This window comes from Martelella sp. K41-7, from assembly GCF_055808365.1.
Genome location: NZ_CM147867.1, coordinates 67,804 through 92,495, shown reverse-complemented (window position 1 = coordinate 92,495; position 24,692 = coordinate 67,804). Strand labels below are relative to the sequence as shown.

The window sequence follows — 24,692 nt, the reverse complement described above, 5'->3', positions numbered from 1 at the left end:
TGCAAAGTCACGCTTGATTTTTATCAGCTACGCGATGTCGGCTGACGTTCATGAAACCGCAGCATCCGGCTTCTGGCAAGACACCCCGAAGCCGGATACTCAAGCGTCTATCTTGCTGGCGAGAGACTTGAAAAGATGCCCTCGGGCAGCCTTAAAATGGATGCAAAGAACATGAGGAGCACGGAGACGCATCCCCGGATGAAGGCAGGCACATGCGGGGGCACTACCCTGTCATAGGCATCATGCCGGGCAGACCCGAGGGGCGGATATAGGTCTCAAAATCAGTGCTTTAACGAGCAAGAGGGCCCGCAGCGGCGACACCGCCACGGGCAAACCGGATCGTGCTCAGAGCTTGTCGGCACCAATGGCTTCAAGGGCAGCGGTTGCGACGACGACATCCTGTTCGCCCGTTCCGGAACCAATGCCGATGGCACCCGCGAGCAGTCCATCGAAGCGGATCGGGAAACCGCCCTTCAGATTGATAACCTCGCCATCCGTCGCGATGGCGGCAGCTGATGCAAACTCTGGTGCCATGTTGCCCGTCGCAGTGTTAAGCGAAGCGGCAGTGATGGCTTTTGCCCGTGCCGTCTTCATCGAGGTGAATTTTGCACCGTCCATGCGGAAGACGGCGAGCGTCACACCGCTTTGATCGACGATCACAACGTTTTGCGGGACTTTGATTTCTTCTGCCTTGGCAATGGCGGCGGCCAGTGCCGTCATAACGCCCTTATGGCTGAGTGCGGTAGCGGGACGGGTATTGGTCAACTGGAATTCCTTTTCTCGGCTTTCAGCAAGATGCTTACGTGCTTTCACGCAGAAGCACCTTGTAAGGTGTCAGGATCAGTTCGTCACCACCGAGATCGTCGCCGGCAAGTTCGCGCAGCAATTTCTGGGCGGCGAAGCGACCGATATCGCGGCAGCCGACATTCACCGTGGAAATGCGCGGATGGCAGAAGGCGGAAATCTCGTAATCGCCAAAACCGGCGATCGCGATGTCGTCCGGCACTTTTATCCCGCGCCGCTGGCATTCCATCAGCGCACCGAAGGCAGAAAGGTCGGAAACGCAGATGACCGCTTCGGTGTCTGGCCAGCGCTCAAGCATCGAAACAACAGCCTGCGCCCCCTGTTCGATTGAGATCGGCGGCACACCGAAGGAGATCATCCGCCCAGGCTCAAGATCCAGTTCCTTGATTGCATTGAGGAACCCTGTCCGGCGTATGTTGCCGCGCGTGTCGCGGGTTGTCGTGCCGCCGATATAGCCAAACTTCCGATACCCCTTGGCCGCCAGCGCCTTTACCATGTCCCCCATGACCGCGCTGTTGGAAAAGCCGACAACGCTGTCGATCGGATCTTCGGGGATTTCCCAGGTCTCGATCACCGGAATGCCTGAATTGACGAGCATTCGTCTGGCGCTGGGCGTATGGGTGCTGTCGGTCAGAATAATGCCTTCCGGGCGGCGCTGCAGCATGGATTGAATCAGCTGCTCTTCTTTTTGTTCAGAATAGTCGGTATAGCCCAGCAGAAGTTGCAGGCCCGAACCTTCAAGCGCTTCGGTAATGCCGCGGGCTGTTTCGGAGAAGTTCGAATTGTTGATGGATGGCACAAGCGCGGCCACAAAACCGGTCTTGCGCGAGGAGAGTGATCCGGCCGACTGATCAAGAACATAGCCAAGCTGATCGACGGCTGCGAGGATCTTCTTTCGTGTGTCTTTTGAGACATGACTGTCTTTTTTTAGCGCACGCGAAACCGTCATGGTCGAAACGCCTGCGAGCTGTGCGACATCGGCCATTGTTGGCGCACCGAGCGGTCTCTGGGCGCTCTTCTGGCCGTTTTTCGTCTTGCTTATTGCCAAAATCGCTCCCCGTAAACGGTCTCCCTGCTTCTCAAACGCAAAATGAACCCGCCCGCACTTTCTTCTGTCCAATGCAAGGTGCAAGTGTCAATATTGCGCAACCTCCGCCCCCAGAAGTTGCCGAAACATTTTACGCGGCATTTGCAACTTGACAGGGCTTTGTCTTGACGTCCATAACATATCTGTTATCGATATCATAGATGTTTCTTGCAGTCGCGTCAGTAACGCAGCTTTTTGGGAGGAAGCGATGTTCGGGGTTCTGGAAGGAAGCGGATTTGAAGTGCTCGATCCGCGCTTTGAAACATGTTTCGTCGGCCATGCGCGGGTGGAGCGGCTATGGACCGGAGGTCGCTGGCTGGAAGGGCCTGCGTGGTTTGCGCCCGGTCGGTTTGTGCTGTTCTCCGACATCCCCAACAACCGGATGATGCGCTTCGATGAGGCGAGCGGAGAGGCTTGCGTTTTTCGTCAACCGTCGAACAACAGCAATGGCAATACGGTCGATCAATTCGGCCGTCTCGTCACCTGCGAACACCTTGAAAGGCGTGTTGCGCGCACGGAGTTTAACGGTAGCATTCGGGTGATTGCCGATCGCTATGATGGCAAGAGGCTGAACTCTCCCAATGATGTCGTGGTCAAATCCGATGGCACGGTCTGGTTTACCGACCCCTCCTACGGAATCATGCATGATTATGAGGGCGATTTTGCCGAGCAGGAAATTGCCGGTTGTCATGTCTATTGTGCCGATCCCGAGACGGGGCGGATAATCCGTGTTGCCGATGATTTTGAAAAGCCGAACGGACTTGCATTTTCGCCCGACGAGAGCCTGCTTTATATTGCAGATACCGGTGCGACCCATCTGGATGGCGGGCCGCGCCACATCCGCAAGTTCCGTGTCAAAGACGACAATAAACTCGAGGACCTTGGGGTTTTCGCCACCTGCACAAACGGACTGTTCGACGGTTTCCGTGTTGATCGCAGCGGCAGGATCTGGACCAGTGCGGCCGATGGCGTCCACTGCTACGACCCTGACGGAACCCTGATCGGCAAATTGCATCTGCCGGAAACCGTTTCCAACCTCACCTTTGGCGGCGCAAAGCGCAACCGGCTGTTCATCACCGCAACGACATCGCTTTATGCGGTCTATGTCACCGCCAATGGCAGCAAACTGGGATAAGACCAGCATGAAAATCGCATTTCTGGGAACCGGGTTGATGGGCGCGCCGATGGCGCTGAATCTCATCAAGGCAGGCTTTTCCCTCACCGTCTGGAACCGAAGCACAGGCAAGACAGCGGCGCTCGAAAAGGCGGGCGCGTCTGTCGCTGAAACGCCTGCTGCCGCAGTGGCCGGAGCCGATGCCGTGATCACCATGGTTTCCGATGGCCCGGCCGTTGCCGATCTTCTGTTCGCCCAGGGCGTGGCTGAACATATCCCGGATGGCGCAACCGTCATCGACATGAGTTCGATCAAGCCCGAAGAGGCGCGCGACCATGCCGCAATGCTGGCAAAACGCGGCGTCAGCCATATCGATGCGCCGGTCAGCGGCGGAACGCGCGGCGCCGCGGTGGGAAGTCTGGCGATCATGGCCGGTGGCGACGACGACGCTTTCGCGCGTATCGCCACGGTTTTTGAACCGATGGGAAGCGCGATCCTGCTTGGCCCTCCGGGCAGCGGACAACTGGCCAAACTCGCCAATCAGGCGATTGTTGCCATCACCATCGGTGCTGTGGCTGAGGCGACGCTTCTGGTCCGCGAGGGCGGTGTGGATCCGGCACGTTTCCGCGCCGTGCTCCAGGGCGGTTTCGCCGATTCCGTCATTTTGCAGCAGCACGGCGCCCGCATGCAATCGAGTGACTTCACGCCCGGCGGACGTTCTGCCTTCCAGTTGAAGGATCTGGAAAATGTGCTGGCGGAATGCAATGCGATGGGGCTTTCCCTGCCGCTGACGATGCTGCAGCGTGATCGCTTCGCCGATCTTGTGACCCGGCTTGAGGGCGGAGATCTGGATCATTCGGCGCTGTTTCTCGAGCTGCTCGACCGCAACAATCTGTCCTGAAATCGAGAGCCACCAGCACTCAAGCTGTGGCTCTTCTATTTAGAGCCGAATGATATCGATAACAAAAACGGAGACACTCATGACGAAAGCTGAAATCCTGCAAATCGGTCCTTACCCCAGCTGGGATGATGAGCGACTGAACGCGCATTTCACCATGCATCGCCTGTTCGAAGCCGCCGACAAGCAGGCCTTTATCAAGGCGCATGCAGCCAGTATCCGTGGCATTGCCACCCGTGGTGAACTTGGTGCCGACCGGGCACTGATCGAAGCGCTTCCGGCGCTGGAAATCATCAGCGTTTACGGCGTCGGCTATGATGCCGTCGATCTCGATGCGGCACGCGAACGCGGTATTCGTGTTACCAACACGCCGGATGTTCTGACCAAGGATGTGGCGGATCTCGGTGTTGCGATGATGATATGCCAGTCACGCGGTATGGTCGGCGCCGAAGCCTGGGCCAGAAGCGGCCACTGGGCCTCGAAGGGTCTTTATCCGCTGATGCACCGCGTTCACGGAAAGCGCGCCGGTATTCTCGGCCTTGGCCGCATCGGCTATGAGGTTGGCCGCCGCCTGACCGGTTTTGACATGGAAATCTTCTACAGTGATGTTGCCGCAAAGGACTATGCGCCCGACTGGACCTTTGTCGAAAGCGCGACAAAACTCGCTGAGGGTTGTGATTTCCTGTTTGTCACGCTGGCAGCGTCCGAGGCAACACGGCACATCGTCAACAAGCCCGTGATCGAAGCGCTCGGCCCTGAGGGAATGCTGATCAACATCTCACGCGCATCGAATATTGATGAAGACGCGCTTCTTAATGCGCTTGAAGGCGGCAAGCTCGGTTCGGCGGCACTCGATGTATTCGACGGCGAGCCGGACATCAATCCGCGTTTTCTTGCACTCGAAAACGTTCTGTTGCAGCCGCACCACGCCTCCGGCACCTATGAGACGCGCAAGGCCATGGGCAAGCTGGTCTTCGACAATCTCGAGGCACAATTTGCTGGCGAGGAACTGCCTACCCCGGTGCTGTAATCCTAGATCTGGAAGCCCGGACAGCTTCCAGGCCAATTCCGTCGACCAAGCCAGCGTCTCTGCGACGCTGGTCTCCTTGTCTTATCGGGAAAATCTCTGCGCGTGTCCGAACGGCGGTTCGGCAGGTTCTGCCTGCAGGTGCGATCAGACGTCTTCGCGCCAGTTCTCCTTGTGGCCGAAGCCCCTGCGGTAATCCTCCCCTTTTTAACGGGGCTTTTTGGTAGAATTCACGCAGCCATTTTCAGTTTCTGTGCGGGTGTCATTCCGCCGATGCCCATATTGGGTCGCTCGTTGTTATAGCTCCATAACCATTGTGTGGCGAACGCCTGCGCCTCTTCGATACTCTCGATGATGTATTGGTCAAGCCATTCGTGTCGTACTGTCCGGTTGTAGCGTTCGACATAAGCGTTCTGCTGCGGCTTTCCAGGCTGGATGTAATTCAGCGCAATGCCCTGATTTTCAGCCCAGTCCATAAGCCTTCCACTGACATATTCCGGGCCATTGTCAACACGTATTGCCAGCGGTTTGCCGCGCCACTCAATGATCTGGTTCAGGCTACGGATGACACGCTCCGCAGGTAGAGAGAAATCGACCTCAATGCCAAGCCCCTCACGGTTAAAGTCATCCAGAACATTCAAAAGCCGAAACTGCCGGCCATCGGCCAGCCGATCCGCCATAAAGTCCATGGACCAGACCGCGTTCGGCGTTGTCGGGACATTGAGTGTATCCGGTTTTTCCCGTTTCAGCCGCCGGCGTGGCTTGATCCTGAGGTTCAGCTCAAGCGCGCGGTAGATGCGATAAACACGCTTATGATTCCAGCGCCGTCCCTGTACGTTCCGCAGATAGAGAAAACAAAGGCCAAAGCCCCAGTTCTTCTTTGCCTGCGTCAAGCCGGTCAGAAGATCGGCGATCTGTTCATTCTCATCATTGCGTTTGCCTTTGTATCGGTAGCAAGTTTCGCTGACACCGAACGTTCGGCAGGCAAGTGCTATGCTCACCCCACGTATCGCCACGGCTTGCGCGGCCACCTCCCGGCGTAGAGATGGCCGCGTCATTTTTTCCCAAAGCCTCTTTCAGCAGTTCGGTTTGCATGCTCATCTCCGCATACATCTTTTTCAGACGGCGGTTCTCGTCTTCCAGCGCTTTCATCTGGCTGATCATCGACGCATCCATGCCGCCATATTTGGCCCGCCATTTATAAAAACTCGCTGAACTCATCCCGTGCTCCCGGCAAAGTTCAGGCACAGGAACGCCACCTTCTGCCTGACGCAGAATGCCAATAATCTGTGCTTCGCTAAATCTCGTCTTTTTCATCAAAATCTCCTCAGTCATAAAACCCGAGAAAATTCTACTTTTGAAGCCCATTATTTTTCGGGGGGATTACCGCCTGAAGACACGTGGAAAACGCCACAAGCTCGTCATAATCGCAATCGCACGCAGGCTGGTCACAATCGCAAACGCAGTCCTCAAGACGGCCACACCTTGCGTTCAGAAGCCTCCACCTAAACACAGTTGCTAGATAGTCTCGCGCAGCGCGTCCCGCTCGATAATCAGACGATCAATTGTGTCCTTCAGCTCTGCTACCGCTTTCTCGTAGCCGTCAACCATTTCTTGTCGATTTGTCAGCGTCGCTTCACCATATGTCTTGAATGCATCACGTTCGACCGCGAGATTGCCAATCGTGACGTTGAGTTCAGCGATGGCTTTCTCGTAGCCGTCAGCCATTTCCTGCTGGTGAGCCCGCATCCGATCATTGTCAGTCTTGAATGCATCACGTTCGACCGCGAGATTGCCAATCGTAACGTTGAGTTCAGTGATGGCCTTCTCATAGCCGTCAACCATCAAATCTGCATCGTTCTTTATCTGAACACAGCTTGCACTCCGCGAGTCCCGGTCAACGATGAGGTTTTCCACGGTCTCCTGAAGTTGCTCGATTGTGATGTCTTTCTTTGACTTCGGCGACTGGGTGCCAGTGTTCCGCTGATGAGATATACTCTCCCACCCGGGCATGATTGAATCGAGCTGTGACAGAAGAGACTCGTGCACGAACCAGTCGTCAAACAGAGAGATCTCGTTGAGAATACGGTAGTAGCTGTTCGCTTTCAGCAGGTTGAGAACCTGGTCACGTGTTGAGGAGTAATTGTGCTCACACGCTATTATGTTGAAGCGAAATCGTGAAAAGTCGAAGCCCTTTAGGATCGAGAGTTCACTGCCTTCCGTATCGATCGAGATAAAGTCGATCTCTTCGGGAGCACCATGCTGGCATAGAAGATCCAGAAGCGTGATGGTCTCGACAGGATAGGTTTCTCCAAACTTTCTGGTATTTCGATGCAGGTCAATATCTGAGAATTCAACGATGGACGAGAGGGCGAAATCCGACTGGACTTCTCTGAACATCAGTTGGGCCCCGGTCTTTTCATAGACGCATCTGTCGTCGATGATCGTACGTGGGCGGTTTTCTCGAAGCGCCTCAAGCCAGACTCGTGCGGGCTCGGCCAGGATGCCCGTCCATCCCAAATGCTTCTCAAGCAGAAACGTATTGCTGAGATAGACACCATCGGTGGCACCGAATTCAACAAAATAGCCGTTTCGTTTCAAACGAGACAGAACCGCCACAAGAATATCCTGCCGCAACTGGGCCTTCGCCTGCGGCAAAAGGCTTGCTGCATCCGGCAGAAAATCATCGCTAAACAGTCGAAAAAGTTCCACGTCGTCGAAATCGTCGTGAGGCCGATTTCGGTTCAGGCACTGAAGGATAGCGCGGATCTGCGACATCTCGTTGATGGTGTTCATCTGGCTCCCAGAAACTGGTATTTAAAAATCACCTGCTATAGGTTGTTTTTTCTTGCTAGCATCAACATAACGTTATTTCGGTACAAATAAGATATTTTCAAGTAGTAGCGCATAATTTCATTATGTTATTCGTTTCGTTGAGTGCGTTATAACCGGAATTTTAAATCCAAAATAAGAGAACGACTTCTACCCATGGCTGTAGGCGTATCGTCTGAAGGATACACAGCGGACCATATCCTCGGCTTTGGTGGGCGAGGTGTATTCGTCATACGCCTTTTTGAAGAGATCGTAGACATCGGCATCTAGGCCCTTCAAGAGGGTCATGACATCAGTCAAGAGACTCTCATCACGATATAGATCGAAGATATCGTGTTTCAGGTTGAAGAAAAATTCGGTCGGCCCAGCCCCGGCAAGCAATGATAGCTTTACCCTGACGATAATATGCTCTGCGTAGCTCTGGGCAATCTTGGTCTGTGCGCGTGCTGTCTGCGGGTGCCGACGAAAATGATTCAGGTTTTCGGCGAGGTACGCAATCGATCCATACTGCATCGCTCTACCAACAAAAAGCCAGTCTCCGGCGAGGCGATACTTCTTGATATCTTGATCGAAGGCTTTCTGGAACGTGTCGGTCTTCACCAGAAGGCTACTCATATTTGGAACGACCATGCCGCTCGCCTGAAACTCTCTAAGTTCATGTTTGCCGTCCACGGCAAAGCTTCGGCGCCACCTGGCTGGGTGAAACACCGCTGGGAAATATCCGTCCGCAGTTGTATCAATAATATTGTTGTACTCGTCGATGATCAAAGAACCACAATAGGCCATGTTGATATCTGGCCGTGTCCTCATGGTCTTTACCAGCTTCGGCACCAATGTTCGATCGCAAGAATCATCGCTTTCGCATATCCAGATAAGATCCTCGGTCGTGTTCCTTGCCGCATATTCCCACGCACTGAATGGGGTTCCGCTATTCTTTTCATTGCGGATGTATTCGAACTCGATTTCTTCCTGCAGTTTCCGGATAATAGCGTCCGAATTGTCGTCCGAACAGTCGTCAATGACTGTGATCCGAAGTTTGTCATAGTCTTGTTCAGCAATGCTTTGGATGCGCTGCTCTATATAGTTGCCATGCTGGTAAGAGGGTACGATCGCATGGACGCTCGGCAGTCCTTGGGCTGAAATTGACGCAGGGATCGCATAGGTTCGCTTAATCTCAGGCCACTTTGATTCCCAGCCATAGTATTGTTTGCAGACCTCATAAGCGGCCCGGCCCATTTGATCACGGCGTTCGCTGTCTTTGAGCAATTCCACAATATACGCGGCAAACTGGCGGGGGTCTTCGCTGACCAAGATTGAGTGTCCGTGTTCGTATTTAAGGCCATTGGCGGAAATCGGTGTAGCAACCGTAGGCAATCCAAGATGCGCATATTGGTTGATCTTTCCTCGAAACCCAGCGCCAGACAAGGCCGGGGCGATTCCAACGGCAGCATGACCGATCTCGGGCCCAACCCGATCCACTTCACCGACATAGGTAACGCATGGTCGCGATTTCGCGAGAATACCAGAGACGTTCCCCCGACCGACAATGCGGAAATCATAATCCCCGAACTCTTTGATGACATGAGGATGGACTTCGTCCAGATACCACTGCAAGGCATTGCGATTGGTGTTTGAGCCGAAGTAGGCGATGAAACATACTGCGTTGCGGGACCGCTTTACTGTGTCCGATTCGAGAAACTCGATCGACGATACGCCAGTTTCGATCGAAGTGATGGTGTCGATCCCAACCGAGTCTGCAATACAGTCGGCGTCGATCTGCGACACGCAGATGACCTCGTCGACCAGTCGGCAGATCTGGGCCTCAAGCTTGGCCTCGGTGTCGACAAGGTCTGCTTCAGGAATGCTTGATACGTCGTGCTTCAGGCATTCAGTACGAATGAGGCTCTCCATCGGCGTGAAGATCAGTCGGTTGCCGATCTCGCGATACGCTTTGATGGTCTCTGTCGGTTGCGAGAATTGGAAATCGACAACATCAAAAAGGCGAACATTTTTTGACTGCTTACGATACTGAGCAAGGGAGAAGTCATGATTTTCGGCATAGACAACCCTGTCGACGAGTGCATAGGCCTCGCCGGCCCCGCCCAGCAGCGACTTGTTGGAGCTCACAAAAAGCTCAATATAGACCTTGCTGTTGCGGCTCTTGATGACTTCGATCATGTCCAGAATGCGAAGTCCGCCCGCATGCCGGGTGGTCGGCATGTGGGTACTGACGATCAAAATTGAGTGGCACTCGCGGTCCAGATGGCGGTCCACCGCGATATGATTTTCCGCGACAACGAGCCCGAGCCTGAGCATTGCCTCCTTTTCGGAGAATCTCGCGGGCTTTCGCTCATCTCCGGCCCCTTTGACCATGCCCGCCGTCGGCAGACGCTGATCATTGTTTGTTCGCTTGGCGAGAGAGCGGGTGAAGCGGCGCTTCGCGCGTTCACTCAGTCCTGGACACATCAAGGCCAACGTCAGTGCCGCGATCTGGGGCCTCTGCTTGAATGTTGGTCGGCCGACATTGAGGCGGGTCTTTCGAGCCTTCAACTCCGCCTTGCGCCTCGATATGGAGGTCAGGAAGCGCTCCTTCTTGCGTTTCGACAGAAAGGGAATTAAACGCGCTGCTCTGAGAGAAGCGATCATAATTTTTAACTGCAAATCTGGGGCATTGGCGTATCTGTTCATCTATCTGGGTCGTTTCGATTTAAAAAGACGGTCATCTCGGTGGCGATCCGTTGAAAATCTTGAGGGCATGGCGGATTTTTGAATTATCTCAATCAACTGACTTCTACCGTCAGAGCGCCTGCCGTTTCGCTTGACTTTCGGCGAATGTGATCAGTTCGCAATAGCTGTTTACAATGTGGTAAAGCGAACTGGCAGGAGCGCTTTCCAGCTCAAATGAACCGTCTGCCTTCATTTTGTCATACCAGATCGCGCGATCATTCGGGTCCAGATATTTCTGGAGTCCGTCGAAGGCCTCGCAGATGGCGAAAACTTCTTCTTCGTCGCCAAGGCGCCGCGCCCGTGCAACCGCAGCCTTCATCCGCTCGGTTTGAGGCCATAACCGACCGCGGTTCTCGCGAAGTGAGCCATCGGTGGACACTTCGTTGATCGTGATCCCGCGACTATGATCAATTCCGTGCAGTCTGGCAAAGGAGGTGAGGCGATCAGAGATTTCGGTCCCTCGGCCACCACGTTGCTCAAAAAGCCAAGCCCACTCGAAACAATGTCCTGGCTCGACAACCTTGCCTGTCTCCGCACAAGGTCGAAGCTCATTGTCGAAATACTCGATGAGTGCGCCGCTATCAGGATCGATGAAACAGGCCTCGGCGAGACCCGCCAGTTCCTCGGCTAATTCCCGCCAATAGGCGGTGCCTGTGGCTCGCAGCATCGAAAGCGAAGCTTCGAAAAGGTGCATGTGGGGGTTTTGGCGCCGCGGTGGTGTTGATGCTATCTCGCCCTCGCGAAAACCGCCTTCCGGATGACGCCAATGCGCTGACAGCGTCTCCATGAGCGTGCCGGCCGCATCAAAAAGGTCGGGTCGATCGAGAACCTTTCCCGCATGCGCAAACATGAAAATCATGAATGCCTGATCATAAAGATCTGCTCTGGAATCTGCGACAGAACCATCAAGCGCAAACTTATGGATATAGAATCCGTCCGCCCGTCTTCCATTTCGCAGAATGTGCTCAAGGGCGTTGATGGATCGTTCGCGCCAATTGCCGTCCCAGCCTAAGGCTCCGATGCTGAGAAATGAATATATTGACCGTGCCTGAACGAACAGACGATGATCACACAGATCAGGCTCACCCGACCGGAGTATCCGCTCGGGGAACATGTCACTGCCTGCGATTGCTGGCCCGATCCATCTCGGGGCAGCTTCTTGAAAAAGCCATGCGCGCGCGGTGTCCGCGCAACCGTTCAGTCGTTTGCCAAGGCTGTTTCCGACCATTTGGAACTCCGGTTAAATGCTTGTGGGATCGAACATGCAAAGCTCTGTTGATCACACATTTCCTCTTTGGGAACGCGGCAATTCCGGGTTCCCGTTCCTGCCTAGTCGTGATTCTCACAATACCATTCCCAGGTCTCTTTGAGGCCCTGTTCGATGGTGTATTGGCAGTTGAAACCAGCCGAGGTGATCTTGGTCAAGTCGTAAGCGCGATAGTCCTGTCCGTTGGGTTTGGATGCATCCCACTGAATCCTGTCGGAGAGGCCGGTAATCTCGCCAATGGCCTCGACAATCTCCCGGATCGCGAACACTCGGCCACTTCCGATATTTGTCGGGCCTTCGATATCGTTCATGATGAGGCTGGCAACCCGAGCCGTATCCTTGACGTACATGAAGTCGCGCTGAGCCGAGCCATCGCCCCACACCACGACCGGACCACCGGTTACCTTTGCCTGATGGAACTTCTTGATGAGAGATGGAACCACATGCCCGAACTCGGTGTCGAATTTGTCGCGGGCACCAAAAAGATTGCACGAAACGACATAGGCCCATTTCAGCCCGTAACTTTCTTCATAGGCTTCAAGCATGGCAAGCATGGCACGTTTGGCATGTGCATAGGCGCTTTCTGAACCGTGCGGCCTGCCCATGAAGATCATATCTTCTTTCAGAAGCGGGCCCGGTGACGGGAAGGGGTAAACGGCCCCGGTTCCCATAACCGTGATCTTCTCGACGGACGAAAGATGCGACGCCTCAACGACATTGGTGTTGATGACCACGTTATCGCGAAACGAAAGCGCCTGGTTTTTCATGTTGCCCATGATGCCATAGACGCGGGCAGCGGCATGAAAGACATATTTCGGATTATGAGACTCGAACGCTGATACGGTCGCCAGTCGATCCGTCAGATCGCAGTCTTCCCGTCCCAGAGCAACGACGTTCTCATAACCTTCGGAGCGAAGGTGTTCCACCAATGCGGAGCCGACAAGACCGCGCGCGCCGGTGACCAGAATGGTTTCGTCTTTTTTCATAGCTTTTCCAGACTAGAATGTGCCGTTTTATCAGCGAGACAGGAATGAACTGCTTGAACCGACCCGTTCGCGCCAATATTCGAGAAGATCTTCCATAGTCTGGTCAAAAGAAATTTCAGGTTTCCAACCAGTATGGTTCTGGAACTTTTGGGTGTTCGGCACCTGGAGGTCTGCATCGATCGGCCGCAGGCGATCGGGATCCATTTCGACCTTGATGTCCTTGCAGGTCGATTTCGAAAGCAGCGTGTCTAGCATGTCTCGGACCGAGCAGGTGTAAGTCCCGCCAATGTTATAATAGGCGCCTTGTGTCGGGTTGACCGTAACCAACATATAGTATGCACGCACTGCATCACGAACATCGGCCCAGGTCCGCAGGGAATCCAGATTGCCGACATTTACGACCGGCGGCAACTTATTGTGTTCTATCATGGCAATTTGCTTGGCAAAGGTCGACTCGGCAAAGACGTCGCCGCGTCTCGGTCCGGTATGCGTAAACATGCGTGTGGTCATGACGGTCATATCATAGGCTTCTGCATAGTAGCGACCGACCAGATCTGTTCCGACCTTCGAAATGGCATAGGGCGAAGCCGGGTGGAAGCTGCATTCCTCATCAATCGGAAGCTTTTCCTTCGGCACTCTGCCGAAGACTTCCGAGGAGGCGCATACATGAATCACGGCTTCGGGCGCATATTTGCGCAGGGCGCCGAGAACGCGCTCAGTCCCCTGAATGTTGGTGTCCATTGTATCCAGCGGTGCAGTGAACGATGTTTTGGGATAACTCTGCGCAGCAAGATGAAAGACGTAGTCTGGCTTTGCTTCCTTTATTGCATTATCGATCGACATCGTATCGCGCAGATCGGCATAGTGCAGCCGGAAACGATCTTTCTGGTTGATGCGATCAATATGAGCGGTCAGGTTGTCGAGCGGGCTGCGCCAACGCAGCATACCGTGAATTTCCCAGTCCGTGTTCTCGAAGAGATAATCGGCAAGATGGGAGCCGACCATGCCGGTGATTCCTGTAATAAAGGCTCGCTTCACCATGAAATTAGCTTTCTTTTGTCTTCTGTTGTTTCAGAAACACGCTGCCTTGGTAGGCGTCGGTTGATGTCTGGCGCTCACGCAAAACTATGAACGATACTGGCGCCGTTGTCCTCAGTCGATATCTTGACGAAATTCTTATCGCCGAAGCGCTCACGCAGCTTTGCCTGGACGTAGTCCGGCGCGAGGAAGAGCATAAATCCACCACCGCCTGCTCCGCAGAGTTTTCCGCCATACGCGCCAAGTGACATGGCGGTTTCGTAAATATCATCGATACGGGCCGAGGAGACCGCGGGCGAAAGGCTTCTCTTCGTCATCCAGCCCTCGCTAAGCAGCCCGCCCAGGTCTGTCAATGCTCTCTGAGGGTCGTTGCCTTCAAGGACACGCACACCCTCCTCGCAAAGCTCATAGAGGTGTCTCAGTTCCTTGACGATCTTGCGCTCACGGGTGTTGCTGATCTGGGTTTCCAAGGTCTGCGAGGCGGAGCGCTGCACGCCCGTGTAGATAAGGCACATTGAAGCATTCACTGCATCTCTGCAATCGGTTGTCATGCGCACGGGCTGGAGCGAAAAATCATTTCCATGGAACCGGTAGTGATTGAGCCCGCCAAACGAAGCATGCGACTGATCCTGAATTCCACAGTTTTCGTGCAAAAGCTCGGTTTCAACCCGGACAGCCTCACGCATGAGGTCCAGCTTGGTGATTGAACGCCCCTGAAGATGGGAAATCAGCTTTACGAACCCCACAGTGAATGACGAAGAAGACCCGAGCCCCGAGCCTCCCGGCAAATCCGATATGATGGCAATGTTCAGCGGTGCGTCATACTGCTTATCCTGAAGGACGGCGCGAATAGCATTGTGTTTGATCTCAGAAACATTATCGACCGTTTCGACATTGCGATAGGTAATTCGATACCTCGTTTCGGCGACACCTGCCATCGGCAGGGTGACGGTATAAATGAACTTGTCGATCGCCGTCCCGAGCACTGCTCCTGGAAACTCCTGAAAGTAATCCGGGTAGTCCGTTCCTCCACCGAAGAAACTCACGCGCAAGGGGGATTTCGAAATTGTCAGCATTTCAAGACGTCTCCAGTAGGGTCTATTTACCGGTTGTTGCGCTGCGGACAACGGCAGCAAGATCACACCAATTCGCTTCGACCAGCGTCCCCGGGATACCGGCATTCTGTGCGGCCTCTATGTCGGAAGCCTTGTCGCCAATCAGAAAGCTGCCTGCCCGGGTTATCGGCCAATCATTGAACGCGTCCTCAATCATGCCTGGATTGGGCTTTCGGTGCGAATGATCGGCTTTATAGCGTTCAATGGCGGCATCCGGGTGGTAAGGGCAAAAATAGAAGGCGTCGATATGAGCGGCATGTCTGATAAGTTCAGCGTTCATTGCAGCATGAAATCGGCGCACGGCGGACTCGTCATAATATCCACGGGCCACACCTGCCTGATTGGAGACCACGATGACATAATAGCCGCTTCTGTTGAGCGCGCGGATTCCGTCAATTGCGGTTGGGGTAAAAACGAGATCTTCTACGGCGTGGGTATAGCCATTATCGACATTGATAACGCCATCACGGTCGAGAAATGCTGCAGGCCGGGAAATTGCATCAACCAGTTCGGCGCTTGCCTGACCATAGCTTTCGGGAAGCCCAATATCGATAAAATAGCCTTCGCCCGCGCATGCCTCAAGATTGCCTGAAGCAACCCATGATGGGAAAACATCCGCTTCAATTGATGCAGGAAATGTCAAATTTGAAGCGAGAATTGCCTCTCGTCGAAGCAAACAAACACCGCTATTAACCATCTGTCGTCCGCTATCGGGCTGCTTCTCCATGAACGCCTGGACAAGGCCATCCTGATCTACATGCACAGCTCCATAGCGCGATGCGTCTTCTACCTCGGATAACAGCAGGCGACCGTTGGAGCCAGGCTTCAGTTCCTGACCGAGTAATGTGCTCAGATCCGCATCAAACAGTGAATCTCCGTTCGACATGACGAAGAATTCATCCAGGTATTCAACTGCGAAAACCAGAGCGCCAGCCGTCCCAAGAGGACGAGGCTCGACTACGACGGTCAGTTCGACATCGTAAAGGCTTTTACCGTGATAGCGATCCACGACCATGTCGCCCTTGTATCCGGCGACCAAAACGATTCTGCGTATGCCATAGCGGGAAATATGTCGAATAACATGTTCGAGAAAAGGACGCCCGCCGATTTCGACCATAGGTTTAGGGCAATCGAAGCCCATTGATCGTAATCGCGTGCCCTGTCCGCCTACAAGGAGAACTGCCTGCTCAACTCCCATAGCTCATTCAAACCTATTTTATCAACGCGACAGGACAGTAAAACTGGCAGACTGCGTCATGGATTTATAATAAAAATACCAAGAACTATTGCTCTCTGGGTGCTTTAAAGCAGTGAGCTTGAGATTGTCAACATTCAAGGGATAGTCATCTGAAACGACAAAGGGTTCAGCGATTTCTCTACGGTTGGATTTTGATGGGGCCAGGTTGAGGCTTCTGGCTCGACAGACATGCAATGCCGATCTGACCCGGCGTCTTCTCGCGCTCGCATCGATCTATGAGAGGGAAACCCATGCCGCACGTCAAAGGTCAGGGCCGCCGTCGATCATGTGTCCGCAAGGCAAAAGGGCAAGATGAAGCTCTTCATCAGAACCATCGGCATCAACAGGGCGAAGGTGAAGATCGGCATGGCCAATATCGCCTACAACATGCTCCGCTACGTCTTCGACGAAGGAAGACGTAGCGGAGCATGACGACGAGGCCCCGGGAAGGGGCTGAAATGCCAAACACTCAGACACCGAAATGACCGGAAAGCCGCATCAAGGACCGTTTTTTTTGTCGTACCGGCTCAAATCGGGGTGTCCAACTGATAGAGAATTTGCCTCACGGTTCTGGTTGCCTCCCTGAGGTATCCGCTCCAAAGGAGATGCCGAAGCCTCGGCACATGAACCCCGACGTCTCGAAGAGAGATATTCAAATCGCCCCGCCAAGCACAGCGCTTCCTGTCAGCCCACGATCAGATAAATGCCATCTTTCGTCCCCGCCGGTACAACCTCCCAGCCCGCTCCTGGCGACACGCCAGGGCAGATGCCTTCGGCCTGTGGTCCGATTACACTGCAGAAATGACTGCTTGAAAAGGCGGCAGCCGCGCCGCCTTGCAACCAATCACAAACAACTTGGCAATACCCCTGACCGCCACCGATCATCGCCAACTCCGCGGCCACGCCAGCACCACCTGGCGTGAGATCGCCTTGTCGATCAAAGCGTGAAGTTCACCTCGAAGCAATGATCGCGGGCTGTGCCCGGTTAAGGCGACGCCACCATTAAGGTTGGTGGTGGCCAAGGGCTGCGAACAAAGCTAAGTTCGAAGGCCGTAACTTTACTAGGACAGTTGGTGCCAGATGGAAATCAAGATGCGGCAGCTCGAAGCCTTCAGGGCCGTCGTGAAGTTAGCTTCCGTAAGCGGGGCAGCGCGCACCCTCGGCCTGTCGCAGCCAACGGTCAGCAATCTGATCACCTCGCTCGAGGCCGAGCTTGGCGTTCAACTGTTCCAAAGAGTCAAGAAACGACTGGTGCCGACGACCGAGGGTCTGTCCTTTTTCGATGAAGTCGACCGGACCTTCAGCTCCATCGAACGGCTGACAAATGCAGCGGGCCGCCTGACGACACCCTCATCCGCCTGGCTGCAGGTGGTGCTGCCGCAATGTTTCGTGGTCAGCGTTATCCCCGAAGCCCTGCGCATCCTGCATCGAAGCAATCCCGGCATCGGCGTCACGCTGGAGTATCTGCCATCGAAGGAGGCGGTTGAGCTTGTCGCGTCCGGCGAGTGGAATTTCGGCATCGCGCACATGCCGATTTCCAACCGAGCGGTTGAGGCGCGGACGATCATGCAGAGCGCCTATGTCTGTGTTCTGCCTGAGGGGCACCCGCTTTGCGACCGCGAGCGGATCACGCCGCGCGATCTTGCCGGCCAGCCGCTGGTGCTGCAATCGCGCCGTCACGAGGCGCGGTTCACGATCGAAGAAGCGTTCCGCAAGGCAGGCGTGCGGATGACAAGCGTGGTTGAGACCGGCGCCCTGACGGGCTCCTGCGCCCTGACATCGGCGGGTGTCGGTATCTCGATCCTCGATGCGATCCTACTCGAGGGCTATCCGGACAAAAGCCTGACGGTGCGCCCCTTCGACCCGGCCATTACCAATCAGTTCGCGCTGCTGCGCGAAAAGACGGCGGATCTGTCACCGGAAGCGACGGCCTTCTTCGAGGCGATCATGACCGCCGCCAACGCGATGGCGGATGCCTCTCACAACTGGCTAACGACCTATAGCTGAGCCGCTTTCCGCCGTACCGAGCGGATCGGATAGGGGGTCATCATCCATGTGATCGGCTCGGCGAGCCCGTAGAGCCTGTCGAGAACCGCAAGTCCCGAGACAATCTGCGCGAAGGCCGCGAAGCCGCGTCCATCGGGATTGCGTGCGCCACCGAAATCGAAATAGGGCGCATCCTCTACACAGAAAAAGAAATGCGGACCGGAGAGCCCGGCGGAATCCCGCCCCATCGAGACCGTCCCGCGTTGGTGGCGAAGGCCGGTGACTTCGGTCGTCTCGAGCGGGATCGGGGGAAAGGGCAGGCTTTCCGGCGCGTCCATCGGGTCCCAGCCGCGCCCGAGCGCCGGATCGTATCCGGTCTTTTCGGGTCGCCAGCCCCATTGGACCGCACGGCTGTCGCAGAGCCGCTCCGGCCGGTCGTTTTCCGGCGTCACGATGCGGAATACGGATGCCCCGTCAAGCAGGCCCTTGTCGCAATAGCCAAGAAAGTTACGGACCGTGAGGGGGGCCTGCCGCGGATAGAGTTCGATTTCGATTGCACCGAAGTCGCAGATGAATTCGACAATCGGGTTGGATGGGTTGGTCATCTTGGCCTGTCTTGTTTCGACGGATCGAGCGGCACCTTAAAGGAGGCTTGGAAGCCAGAGCGCGACAATCGGAAACAATGTGAGAATGAGCGTTCCCAGACACATCAGAAGGAAGAATGGCAGCGCATCGAGCGTCACCCGGTTGATTGCCCGACCGGTCAACCCCTGCAGGATGAACAGGTTGAGCCCGATGGGTGGCGTCAGGGCGCTCAACTCGATCATGATGATCAGAAATACTCCGAACCAGATCGGATCGAAGCCCGCGGCGACGACCACAGGCAGCACTATTGGCACCGTCATCACGGTGATTGACGTTCCGTCGAGAAACATACCCATGACGATATAAAGCAGCGCCAGCACGAACAGCAGCATGTAAGGCGAGAACGCCGCCTGCGAAAACCAGATTTTGATCTCCTCCGGCAGGTTCATGTAGGCGAGACAGGCCGACAGCAGCGAGGATGTCGCAATCAGCACGCACAGCAGGGTCGAAACCCGGACCGCGTTCAGCAGCGTCTCCAGCAACATTCTGCGCGAAAGCTGGCGGCCGATCCCGGCGATCACCATGGCGATTGCCAGTCCGACCGCCGCTGCCTCCGAAGGCGTCGCAAGGCCCGAATAGATCGAACCGAGCACAACCACCATCACCAGCGTGATCGGCATCAGGTCACGAATGGAGGCGAACAGAATACGCATGGTCATGCGGTCCGTCGCGTCCTCGGGCCTGTGCCTGGAAATCGCGCTTCGGATGGCGATATAGCCGGAAAACAACCCGGCCATCATCAGGCCCGGCAGCACGCCGGCGGCAAACAAACGGGTGATCGAGACCTCGGCTAGCACGCCATAGACGATCATTGCGATCGATGGCGGAATCAGCAACCCGAAACTGCCGGCGCCGGCCAGAGAGCCGACCGAAAGCGAGGTATTATAGCCACGACGCGTGAGTTCGGGAATGGTGATCTTGCCGACGGTGGCGGTCGTCGCCGTGCCGGAGCCGGAGATTGCCGCAAACACCGTGCAGCCAAGGACATTGGTGTGGATAAGGCCGCCGGGTACCCGCGCGACCAGCGGTGAAAGCCCGCGGAAAAGGCGCTGCGAAAGATCTGTGCGCAGGATGATTTCGCCCATCCAGAGGAAGATCGGGACGGCCGCCAGTTCCCACGAGACCGCCTTGTTGGCGATGACCTTGGACGCGATCGCGCCGATCCGGTCGGGCGAAAAGCCAAGGCCGAAATAGAGCGAGGCGATGCTGACGATCAGGAGGGCGGAGAATATCCAGATTCCAGCGCCGAGGGTGACGACAAGGAGCCCCAGAAGAAGAACGGTTGCGGCCAGAGTGGTCATCTTGACTTTCGCGGTTTCGGTCAGAGGGAAAGGCTGGTCTCGCTGCTTTCAGACAGCACCAGAAGACGCAGGAGCATCACCAGAAGCTGCAGCGCCAAGAGGATCAGGCCTATGAGGAAGATAAGTGCCGGAATCCAGAGCGGAACGGGGATGTAATCGCCGCTGAGCGTTCCGCGACGGATGAGCTTTCCCACCGTCTCCCATTGATAGCTCAGCACGAACAGTACTGCGGCGAGGCTCAGGACGATGCCGAAGAACTCTGCAACCTTGCTGGCTGCGGGTGGAAGCCGGGCGATGACTACGCTCACGCGCAGCATGCTGCCTTGCTCCAGAACCCAGGGCATTGAGAGAAATGTCACGGCCGCAACCGCGTAGGCAACCCAGGAATCCGTGACGTGTGTTGAGAGTGAAAAGGCACGCAGCCCGATCTCAAGCAGGATCAGTCCCGTCATCAGCACGACGATGGTGATTGCGACATAGGCCGCGGTCATATTCGCCCTTTGCGACACCGCAGCGATGAACTGCAGCCAGACCGGCCCTTTCGGGCCGGCCGGTTTAAGCGTTTCAGCGGCGCTCATCAGGACTTCGAGGACTTGAACGCATCAAGGATGGCTTGACCGCGATCACCGGTAGCTTCGAGCCAATTCTGAACCACCGGATCGGCGGCTGTCTGCAGGAAGGCGAACATGTCCTGGGGCACTGCATCGGCATGGGTCACGGTCATGCCGTTGTCATCCATGACCTCATAGGCGCGGTCGATCGAGGCGCGCATCAGGTCCCAGTTGTATTTGTCGCATTCGGCACAGATCTGCTCGAGTGCTGCCTTGTCCTCATCCGACAGTGCGTCATAGTCGTCCTTGTGGACATGGGCGACCGAAAGCGCCATGGCGTAATTGAGCTCGGTGAAGTCGCTGACGTAATCCCAAAGCGTCAGCTTTTCGGCGCTTTCGCCCGACGTCAGCAGCGCATCGATGCCGCCGGTGGAAAGCTGCGGCGTCAGATCCGACCAGGCGATCTGCAGCGGTGCGGCCCCGGCTGCGGCAAGCGTGCGGGTCGAATTGGCGTCATAGCTGCGGATCCTGAGACCTTTCAGCGCCTCCGGGCTGGTGATCGGCATTTTGGCGTGGATACCGCTCGGCGGACTCGGCACGGCCCACAGCAACACCTGATCGTAATCTGCGAATACCTTGGCATATTCGGGTTTCGCAATCTGCCAGAGCAACAAAGCCTCGTCCGGCGTTTGGGCGACGAAGGGCAGCGAACTCAGCTCGAACAGCGGATCGACGCCGCCGAGCTGGGTCAGAACGGTGACGGCCGACTGAACGGCGCGATCCTCGACCGCATCGAACTGTTCAGCGGATTTGTATCCCAGCGTACCACCGCCGTGATATTGTACGGAAAGACGATCGCCGAGGCGCTCGCTGACCAGCTTGGCGAAATTGACGGCGGCCTTGCCGCTGAGATTGGCCTCGGTATACTCGTCGGCCATGTCCCAGCGCATGGTATCTGCGGCAAAAGCAAAGTTGTGAAGTCCGCCACCCATGACGGCGCCAGTGGTCATCAAGGTTGTTTTCAGAAATGTGCGGCGATCTTGTTTCATGTCTTCCCCGTCTGCTGTGTTTGACTGCCGCAAGCCAGCACAGCCAGCGACATTGATATTCGTCAGAGCATTGGCCAGTCGGCGCTGGAGCGTCAATTATTTATTTTCCGAATGTTTTGAGAGGTTTTTTCAGATATTGGCGCTGGCTGCGCGAGGAAAAGCCAAAGCAAGGTTGTCATCGCCCAATACAGATTTCGGAGCGGCCATCGATGTCGACTATCAACTTATAGGTAAAATAAATAATTGAATTATTTTAACAAACTTTCTTTTTTCAGGGGAAGTGCAACTCATCGGAGAGACTGCGGTTTCAGAAAACCTCTTTATGTGCGAGCGAATTCTTCCGTAGCGGTTGGAAGTCAACTTCATTTTGTCTGCAAGGGCGCGCGCAAGAACACGAGCGCCGTTGCATCATGGCTATTCCGGCAATGCCAAATCCATTGAATATAGGTCGTCCGAATGCTCACATCGCCCAAATCCTTCACCTTCTCGCTTGCCGAACGCCCGACGTTTGCATCTACCGGCCTGCATAGCCGGATGATCGAGGAGGCACCGCGGAAGCTCTCCCTCGAACATGCCGGAAGCAACGCCGACTGGCCCGAGACGCTCCGTGCCAAGCTGACCGAACTTCTCGGCATGCCGGACGAGAAGCCCGCAGGCAGCGTGGTGAAGGCGGTCGGAGAACGCGTCGACTGCGGCACGCATGGCCGGCAGGATTTCATATTCGAGGCGGAGCCGGGCGCCGAAGTGCCCTGCGTGATGCTGCTTCCTAAGAATGTCGAAGGCCCGTTGCCGGTAATGATCTGCCTGCAGGGCCACACCACAGGCATGCATATCTCGCTCGGCGAGGTGGTGCATGGCTGCGACGTCGATCATATCGGTGGCGACCGAGATTTCGCGATCCAGGCGGTAAACAACGGTTATGCCGCCATCGCGATGGAGCAACGCGCTTTCGGAATTCGCGGCGACGGTCGCGCCGACTGCTGCAGGCGCACCCTGGACCTGCCGATCAACGACGATAACCGGACATGCAAGCATCCAGCGATGACAGCTCTGCTTTTGGGACGTACCCTGCTCGGTGAAAGGGTGTTCGACGTCATCAGAGCCTGCGATGCAGTTGCCGAGTTCGAGTTTCTCGACCCCGAGCGCATTCATGTCATGGGCAATTCCGGCGGCGGAACGGTCGCCTGGTATGCCGCCGCACTCGAGCCGCGGCTGAAGGGCATCATCGCCGCATCATGCTTCTGCACCGTCGCCCGCAGCATCGGCGCCATCGATCACTGCACGGACAACTATATCCCAGGCATGCTGGAATGGTTCGACTTCCCGGATATCGCAGCCGCCATAGACGACACCAAAGTACTTATCGTCATGGGCCGTCATGACCCGCTTTTCCCGTATGAAGGCGTGCAAGAGGCTTTTGCAACGGCAGAGGCAATTTTCGAGCGTTTGGGAAAAGTTGGCGCGATCAAACTCGTTATCGGAGAGGGCGGACACCGTTTTTACTCAGACGACGCCTGGCCCGCCTTCGCTGGTTTGCTCGCAACAAAACCATGATGAAGCATGTTCGTTCGCCTTTGAGCGGCTTTCCGGATTTGAAAGCGCCTCGTCTTTGGCCTTGTGACGCAGCTTCTCGTGGAAGCTTTTGACGACATTCCTGGCTTCGATGAACTCCTTTAGCTTCCTTTCGATCGCGCCCGCAGTTATCTTTTGCGCCTTGATCAAATTGTTACGTTCGAGGGGCAGCAAACAAGCAAGAGTACATGCAAGCGGCGCGTAGCCAAGTCCGATTTACCTTTCAATGGGCGTGAAAACGGGCCATTTGGCGGAGCAAAAGTCGGCCACTCATGCCTGCGTCGTGTTTTTTGATAGGAGTTCAACCGGCCATCTGGCCTCGACTGTGATTAGGCCTGAAATAGGGGCTCTTCTCTATTCGGCGCCCTGATGTCAAGCACGTTCGAGCTTCTAACTTCATCGGAGTGTGACGTCATTCGCGGGGCCGCGCTTCTCTTCGGGATCGGCTCTTTGGCCCTCCCAGCATGGGGTTAGGAGAATGAGGCGGTTCAATCTAACTCGCGTCCTGATCGCGATGGCGCAATCGATACAAGAGCCCATAGCGAACTCACCTTATCCCTCTTCCCGCGAAGGACATCTTTCCACCGAAGGCAGAACTTGAAGTTACCGACTGGCGGCGGCTTAACGCGCCGCCGACCTATTATTCTTTGACCAGCAGAAGTCGGAGTTGTCGCACCACATGCGGTGCATGACGACGGCCAGCCGGCGCGAGAGTGCAACGATTGCCCTGCGTTGGCCACTTCTCCTGGCGAGGTTCATCGCCCAGACTTTCAGCCATGACCATTTCTTCACACGCGTGAGCATCACCTGCGCCGCCTCATATAGTAGGGCTCGCATCATGGCGTCCCCACATAGGGAGACGCGCCCGATGCGATGGCTTTCGCCGGATTGATTGAGTTTCGGCGTAAGACCGAGGGCAGGTCCTACGGATCATGAGTTTCGAAAGCGTGCAGGAACGTCGATCGTGCTCATAAAGGCGAGCGCGGTAACGGGGCCGACGCCGGGCACCGTCATCAAGCGCGTGCAGACTGTATCGTCCCGCGCGATCTAGAGAACCTTCCGATGCAGTCGTGAGAATTCCTCTCGCAGTTTCCGCCTTGCCGCAAGCAGCGGGTCCATGATCATGAACAGGTCAGACATCCCCTCCACTAGTTCATGAATGCGGTCTTCGACATGGCAGCTTCGACTATGCCGACCTTCAAACCGAAGTTGCGTAGCAGGCCACGGATGTCGTTCTCGACGGCAATTGCTTTTTCCTGCAGTACCTTGCGTGCGGTCAGCAATGCGCGGCGTTTCTGGCTGATCACCGTTTTCACATGCACGGGACGAAATAGGTTGACCCGCATCATTTGTGCGATCCCGCGTGCATCGTTGCGATCGCTTTTATTGGGCTGCGCCTTGAGAAAGGCTTTGGTGTGGCGGGTCTCAGAGCCCGATTTAAAAGTTGTTGAGTGAT

19 protein-coding genes and 4 pseudogenes are annotated in these 24,692 nt (G+C 55.6%); 8 read left to right on the top strand and 15 right to left on the bottom strand.

Features of this window, described 5'->3' with window-relative positions; genetic code table 11:
• Window positions 1-345 precede the first annotated feature (345 nt).
• Window positions 346-813 carry a GlcG/HbpS family heme-binding protein gene (locus tag AC0L7L_RS00415; protein ID WP_272209669.1) on the bottom strand — a complete coding sequence of 156 codons (468 nt, stop codon included), beginning with the start codon at window positions 811-813 and terminating at the stop codon, window positions 346-348.
• Window positions 800-1,789 (bottom strand): LacI family DNA-binding transcriptional regulator, encoded by a 990-nt coding sequence (locus AC0L7L_RS00410; RefSeq protein ID WP_473513697.1) that lies wholly within the window; start codon window positions 1,787-1,789, stop codon window positions 800-802. The genes AC0L7L_RS00415 and AC0L7L_RS00410 overlap by 14 nt, the downstream gene beginning before the upstream one ends.
• Window positions 1,790-2,099: 310 nt before the next feature.
• Here AC0L7L_RS00410 and AC0L7L_RS00405 point away from each other — a divergent pair, with 310 nt between their 5' ends.
• The 3 genes from AC0L7L_RS00405 to AC0L7L_RS00395 all read left to right on the top strand — a co-directional run bounded on the left by AC0L7L_RS00405 (window position 2,100) and on the right by AC0L7L_RS00395 (window position 4,933).
• Window positions 2,100-3,026: an SMP-30/gluconolactonase/LRE family protein gene (locus AC0L7L_RS00405; protein WP_272209666.1), complete on the top strand. Its 927-nt coding sequence runs from the start codon at window positions 2,100-2,102 to the stop codon at window positions 3,024-3,026.
• 7 nt (window positions 3,027-3,033) lie between these two features.
• Window positions 3,034-3,906: an NAD(P)-dependent oxidoreductase gene (locus AC0L7L_RS00400; RefSeq protein WP_473511144.1), complete on the top strand. Its 873-nt coding sequence runs from the start codon at window positions 3,034-3,036 to the stop codon at window positions 3,904-3,906.
• Between the two features lie 79 nt (window positions 3,907-3,985).
• Window positions 3,986-4,933: a 2-hydroxyacid dehydrogenase gene (locus AC0L7L_RS00395; protein WP_272209664.1), complete on the top strand. Its 948-nt coding sequence runs from the start codon at window positions 3,986-3,988 to the stop codon at window positions 4,931-4,933.
• A gap of 227 nt (window positions 4,934-5,160) precedes the next feature.
• Here the strand turns inward: AC0L7L_RS00395 and AC0L7L_RS00390 are convergent.
• From AC0L7L_RS00390 to AC0L7L_RS00355, 8 genes are all read right to left on the bottom strand, one after another.
• Window positions 5,161-6,247 (bottom strand): IS3 family transposase gene (locus AC0L7L_RS00390; protein ID WP_272209663.1). Its coding sequence is split into 2 segments (ribosomal slippage): window positions 5,161-5,992 and window positions 5,991-6,247, totalling 1,089 coding nucleotides; the frame shifts between segments, so codons are not numbered across the junction.
• A 201-nt stretch (window positions 6,248-6,448) separates the two neighbouring features.
• On the bottom strand, window positions 6,449-7,726 hold the full coding sequence (locus AC0L7L_RS00385) for an FkbM family methyltransferase (protein WP_272209662.1): 1,278 nt from the start codon (window positions 7,724-7,726) through the stop codon (window positions 6,449-6,451).
• Window positions 7,727-7,912: 186 nt separating this feature from the next.
• Window positions 7,913-10,450 carry a glycosyltransferase gene (locus AC0L7L_RS00380; RefSeq protein ID WP_473511140.1) on the bottom strand — a complete coding sequence of 846 codons (2,538 nt, stop codon included), beginning with the start codon at window positions 10,448-10,450 and terminating at the stop codon, window positions 7,913-7,915.
• A 109-nt stretch (window positions 10,451-10,559) separates the two neighbouring features.
• A complete protein-coding gene (locus AC0L7L_RS00375) occupies window positions 10,560-11,603 on the bottom strand; it encodes an AGE family epimerase/isomerase (protein WP_272209658.1) in 1,044 nt (347 codons plus the stop codon).
• A 215-nt stretch (window positions 11,604-11,818) separates the two neighbouring features.
• A complete protein-coding gene (locus AC0L7L_RS00370; RefSeq protein WP_473511138.1) occupies window positions 11,819-12,742 on the bottom strand; it encodes a GDP-L-fucose synthase family protein in 924 nt (307 codons plus the stop codon).
• Between the two features lie 30 nt (window positions 12,743-12,772).
• Window positions 12,773-13,783 (bottom strand): GDP-mannose 4,6-dehydratase, encoded by a 1,011-nt coding sequence (locus AC0L7L_RS00365; protein WP_272209657.1) that lies wholly within the window; start codon window positions 13,781-13,783, stop codon window positions 12,773-12,775.
• 74 nt (window positions 13,784-13,857) lie between these two features.
• Window positions 13,858-14,856 carry a GHMP family kinase ATP-binding protein gene (locus tag AC0L7L_RS00360; protein WP_473511136.1) on the bottom strand — a complete coding sequence of 333 codons (999 nt, stop codon included), beginning with the start codon at window positions 14,854-14,856 and terminating at the stop codon, window positions 13,858-13,860.
• 22 nt (window positions 14,857-14,878) lie between these two features.
• Window positions 14,879-16,093 (bottom strand): HAD-IIIA family hydrolase, encoded by a 1,215-nt coding sequence (locus tag AC0L7L_RS00355; protein WP_272209656.1) that lies wholly within the window; start codon window positions 16,091-16,093, stop codon window positions 14,879-14,881.
• A gap of 300 nt (window positions 16,094-16,393) precedes the next feature.
• Between AC0L7L_RS00355 and AC0L7L_RS00350 the strand changes: the two are divergent.
• From AC0L7L_RS00350 to AC0L7L_RS00335, 4 genes and pseudogenes are all read left to right on the top strand, one after another.
• A pseudogene (locus AC0L7L_RS00350) lies at window positions 16,394-16,564 on the top strand (IS5/IS1182 family transposase); the annotation flags it as partial.
• Between the two features lie 198 nt (window positions 16,565-16,762).
• Window positions 16,763-16,945, top strand: a pseudogene (locus tag AC0L7L_RS00345) (IS6 family transposase); the annotation flags it as partial.
• A gap of 54 nt (window positions 16,946-16,999) precedes the next feature.
• A pseudogene (locus tag AC0L7L_RS00340) lies at window positions 17,000-17,080 on the top strand (IS6 family transposase); the annotation flags it as partial.
• Between the two features lie 132 nt (window positions 17,081-17,212).
• Complete coding sequence (locus AC0L7L_RS00335) at window positions 17,213-18,139, top strand: LysR substrate-binding domain-containing protein (protein ID WP_473511133.1); 927 nt, start codon at window positions 17,213-17,215, stop codon at window positions 18,137-18,139.
• Here the strand turns inward: AC0L7L_RS00335 and AC0L7L_RS00330 are convergent.
• Genes AC0L7L_RS00330 through AC0L7L_RS00315 form a run of 4 tightly spaced genes read right to left on the bottom strand, consistent with a single transcriptional unit; the run spans window position 18,130 to window position 21,664 of the window.
• Entirely contained in the window at window positions 18,130-18,723 is a 594-nt protein-coding gene (locus AC0L7L_RS00330; RefSeq protein ID WP_473511131.1) for a peptidylprolyl isomerase, read from the bottom strand. The two genes, AC0L7L_RS00335 and AC0L7L_RS00330, sit on opposite strands and share 10 nt — an antisense overlap.
• Window positions 18,724-18,759: 36 nt before the next feature.
• On the bottom strand, window positions 18,760-20,064 hold the full coding sequence (locus AC0L7L_RS00325; RefSeq protein ID WP_272209653.1) for a TRAP transporter large permease: 1,305 nt from the start codon (window positions 20,062-20,064) through the stop codon (window positions 18,760-18,762).
• 20 nt (window positions 20,065-20,084) lie between these two features.
• Entirely contained in the window at window positions 20,085-20,642 is a 558-nt protein-coding gene (locus AC0L7L_RS00320) for a TRAP transporter small permease (RefSeq protein ID WP_272209652.1), read from the bottom strand.
• Window positions 20,642-21,664 (bottom strand): TRAP transporter substrate-binding protein, encoded by a 1,023-nt coding sequence (locus tag AC0L7L_RS00315; protein ID WP_272209651.1) that lies wholly within the window; start codon window positions 21,662-21,664, stop codon window positions 20,642-20,644. Before AC0L7L_RS00315 ends, AC0L7L_RS00320 begins: the two co-directional genes overlap by 1 nt.
• Window positions 21,665-22,120: 456 nt before the next feature.
• Here AC0L7L_RS00315 and AC0L7L_RS00310 point away from each other — a divergent pair, with 456 nt between their 5' ends.
• Window positions 22,121-23,218 carry an alpha/beta hydrolase family protein gene (locus tag AC0L7L_RS00310; RefSeq protein WP_473511128.1) on the top strand — a complete coding sequence of 366 codons (1,098 nt, stop codon included), beginning with the start codon at window positions 22,121-22,123 and terminating at the stop codon, window positions 23,216-23,218.
• A 639-nt stretch (window positions 23,219-23,857) separates the two neighbouring features.
• Here AC0L7L_RS00310 and AC0L7L_RS00305 read toward each other — a convergent pair.
• Window positions 23,858-24,663 (bottom strand): annotated as a pseudogene (locus AC0L7L_RS00305) (IS110 family RNA-guided transposase); the annotation flags it as partial.
• Window positions 24,664-24,692: the final 29 nt, after the last annotated feature.

Coding starts and splice junctions, on each gene's coding strand:
- AC0L7L_RS00315 (WP_272209651.1), bottom strand. CDS start 21,664: ATGAAACAAGATCGCCGCACATTTCTGAAAACAACCTTGATGACCACT.
- AC0L7L_RS00375 (WP_272209658.1), bottom strand. CDS start 11,603: ATGTTCCCCGAGCGGATACTCCGGTCGGGTGAGCCTGATCTGTGTGAT.
- AC0L7L_RS00335 (WP_473511133.1), top strand. CDS start 17,213: ATGGAAATCAAGATGCGGCAGCTCGAAGCCTTCAGGGCCGTCGTGAAG.
- AC0L7L_RS00320 (WP_272209652.1), bottom strand. CDS start 20,642: ATGAGCGCCGCTGAAACGCTTAAACCGGCCGGCCCGAAAGGGCCGGTC.
- AC0L7L_RS00310 (WP_473511128.1), top strand. CDS start 22,121: ATGCTCACATCGCCCAAATCCTTCACCTTCTCGCTTGCCGAACGCCCG.
- AC0L7L_RS00405 (WP_272209666.1), top strand. CDS start 2,100: ATGTTCGGGGTTCTGGAAGGAAGCGGATTTGAAGTGCTCGATCCGCGC.
- AC0L7L_RS00365 (WP_272209657.1), bottom strand. CDS start 13,783: ATGGTGAAGCGAGCCTTTATTACAGGAATCACCGGCATGGTCGGCTCC.
- AC0L7L_RS00380 (WP_473511140.1), bottom strand. CDS start 10,450: ATGAACAGATACGCCAATGCCCCAGATTTGCAGTTAAAAATTATGATC.
- AC0L7L_RS00360 (WP_473511136.1), bottom strand. CDS start 14,856: ATGCTGACAATTTCGAAATCCCCCTTGCGCGTGAGTTTCTTCGGTGGA.
- AC0L7L_RS00370 (WP_473511138.1), bottom strand. CDS start 12,742: ATGAAAAAAGACGAAACCATTCTGGTCACCGGCGCGCGCGGTCTTGTC.
- AC0L7L_RS00395 (WP_272209664.1), top strand. CDS start 3,986: ATGACGAAAGCTGAAATCCTGCAAATCGGTCCTTACCCCAGCTGGGAT.
- AC0L7L_RS00410 (WP_473513697.1), bottom strand. CDS start 1,789: ATGGCCGATGTCGCACAGCTCGCAGGCGTTTCGACCATGACGGTTTCG.
- AC0L7L_RS00330 (WP_473511131.1), bottom strand. CDS start 18,723: ATGACCAACCCATCCAACCCGATTGTCGAATTCATCTGCGACTTCGGT.
- AC0L7L_RS00325 (WP_272209653.1), bottom strand. CDS start 20,064: ATGACCACTCTGGCCGCAACCGTTCTTCTTCTGGGGCTCCTTGTCGTC.
- AC0L7L_RS00400 (WP_473511144.1), top strand. CDS start 3,034: ATGAAAATCGCATTTCTGGGAACCGGGTTGATGGGCGCGCCGATGGCG.
- AC0L7L_RS00385 (WP_272209662.1), bottom strand. CDS start 7,726: ATGAACACCATCAACGAGATGTCGCAGATCCGCGCTATCCTTCAGTGC.
- AC0L7L_RS00355 (WP_272209656.1), bottom strand. CDS start 16,093: ATGGGAGTTGAGCAGGCAGTTCTCCTTGTAGGCGGACAGGGCACGCGA.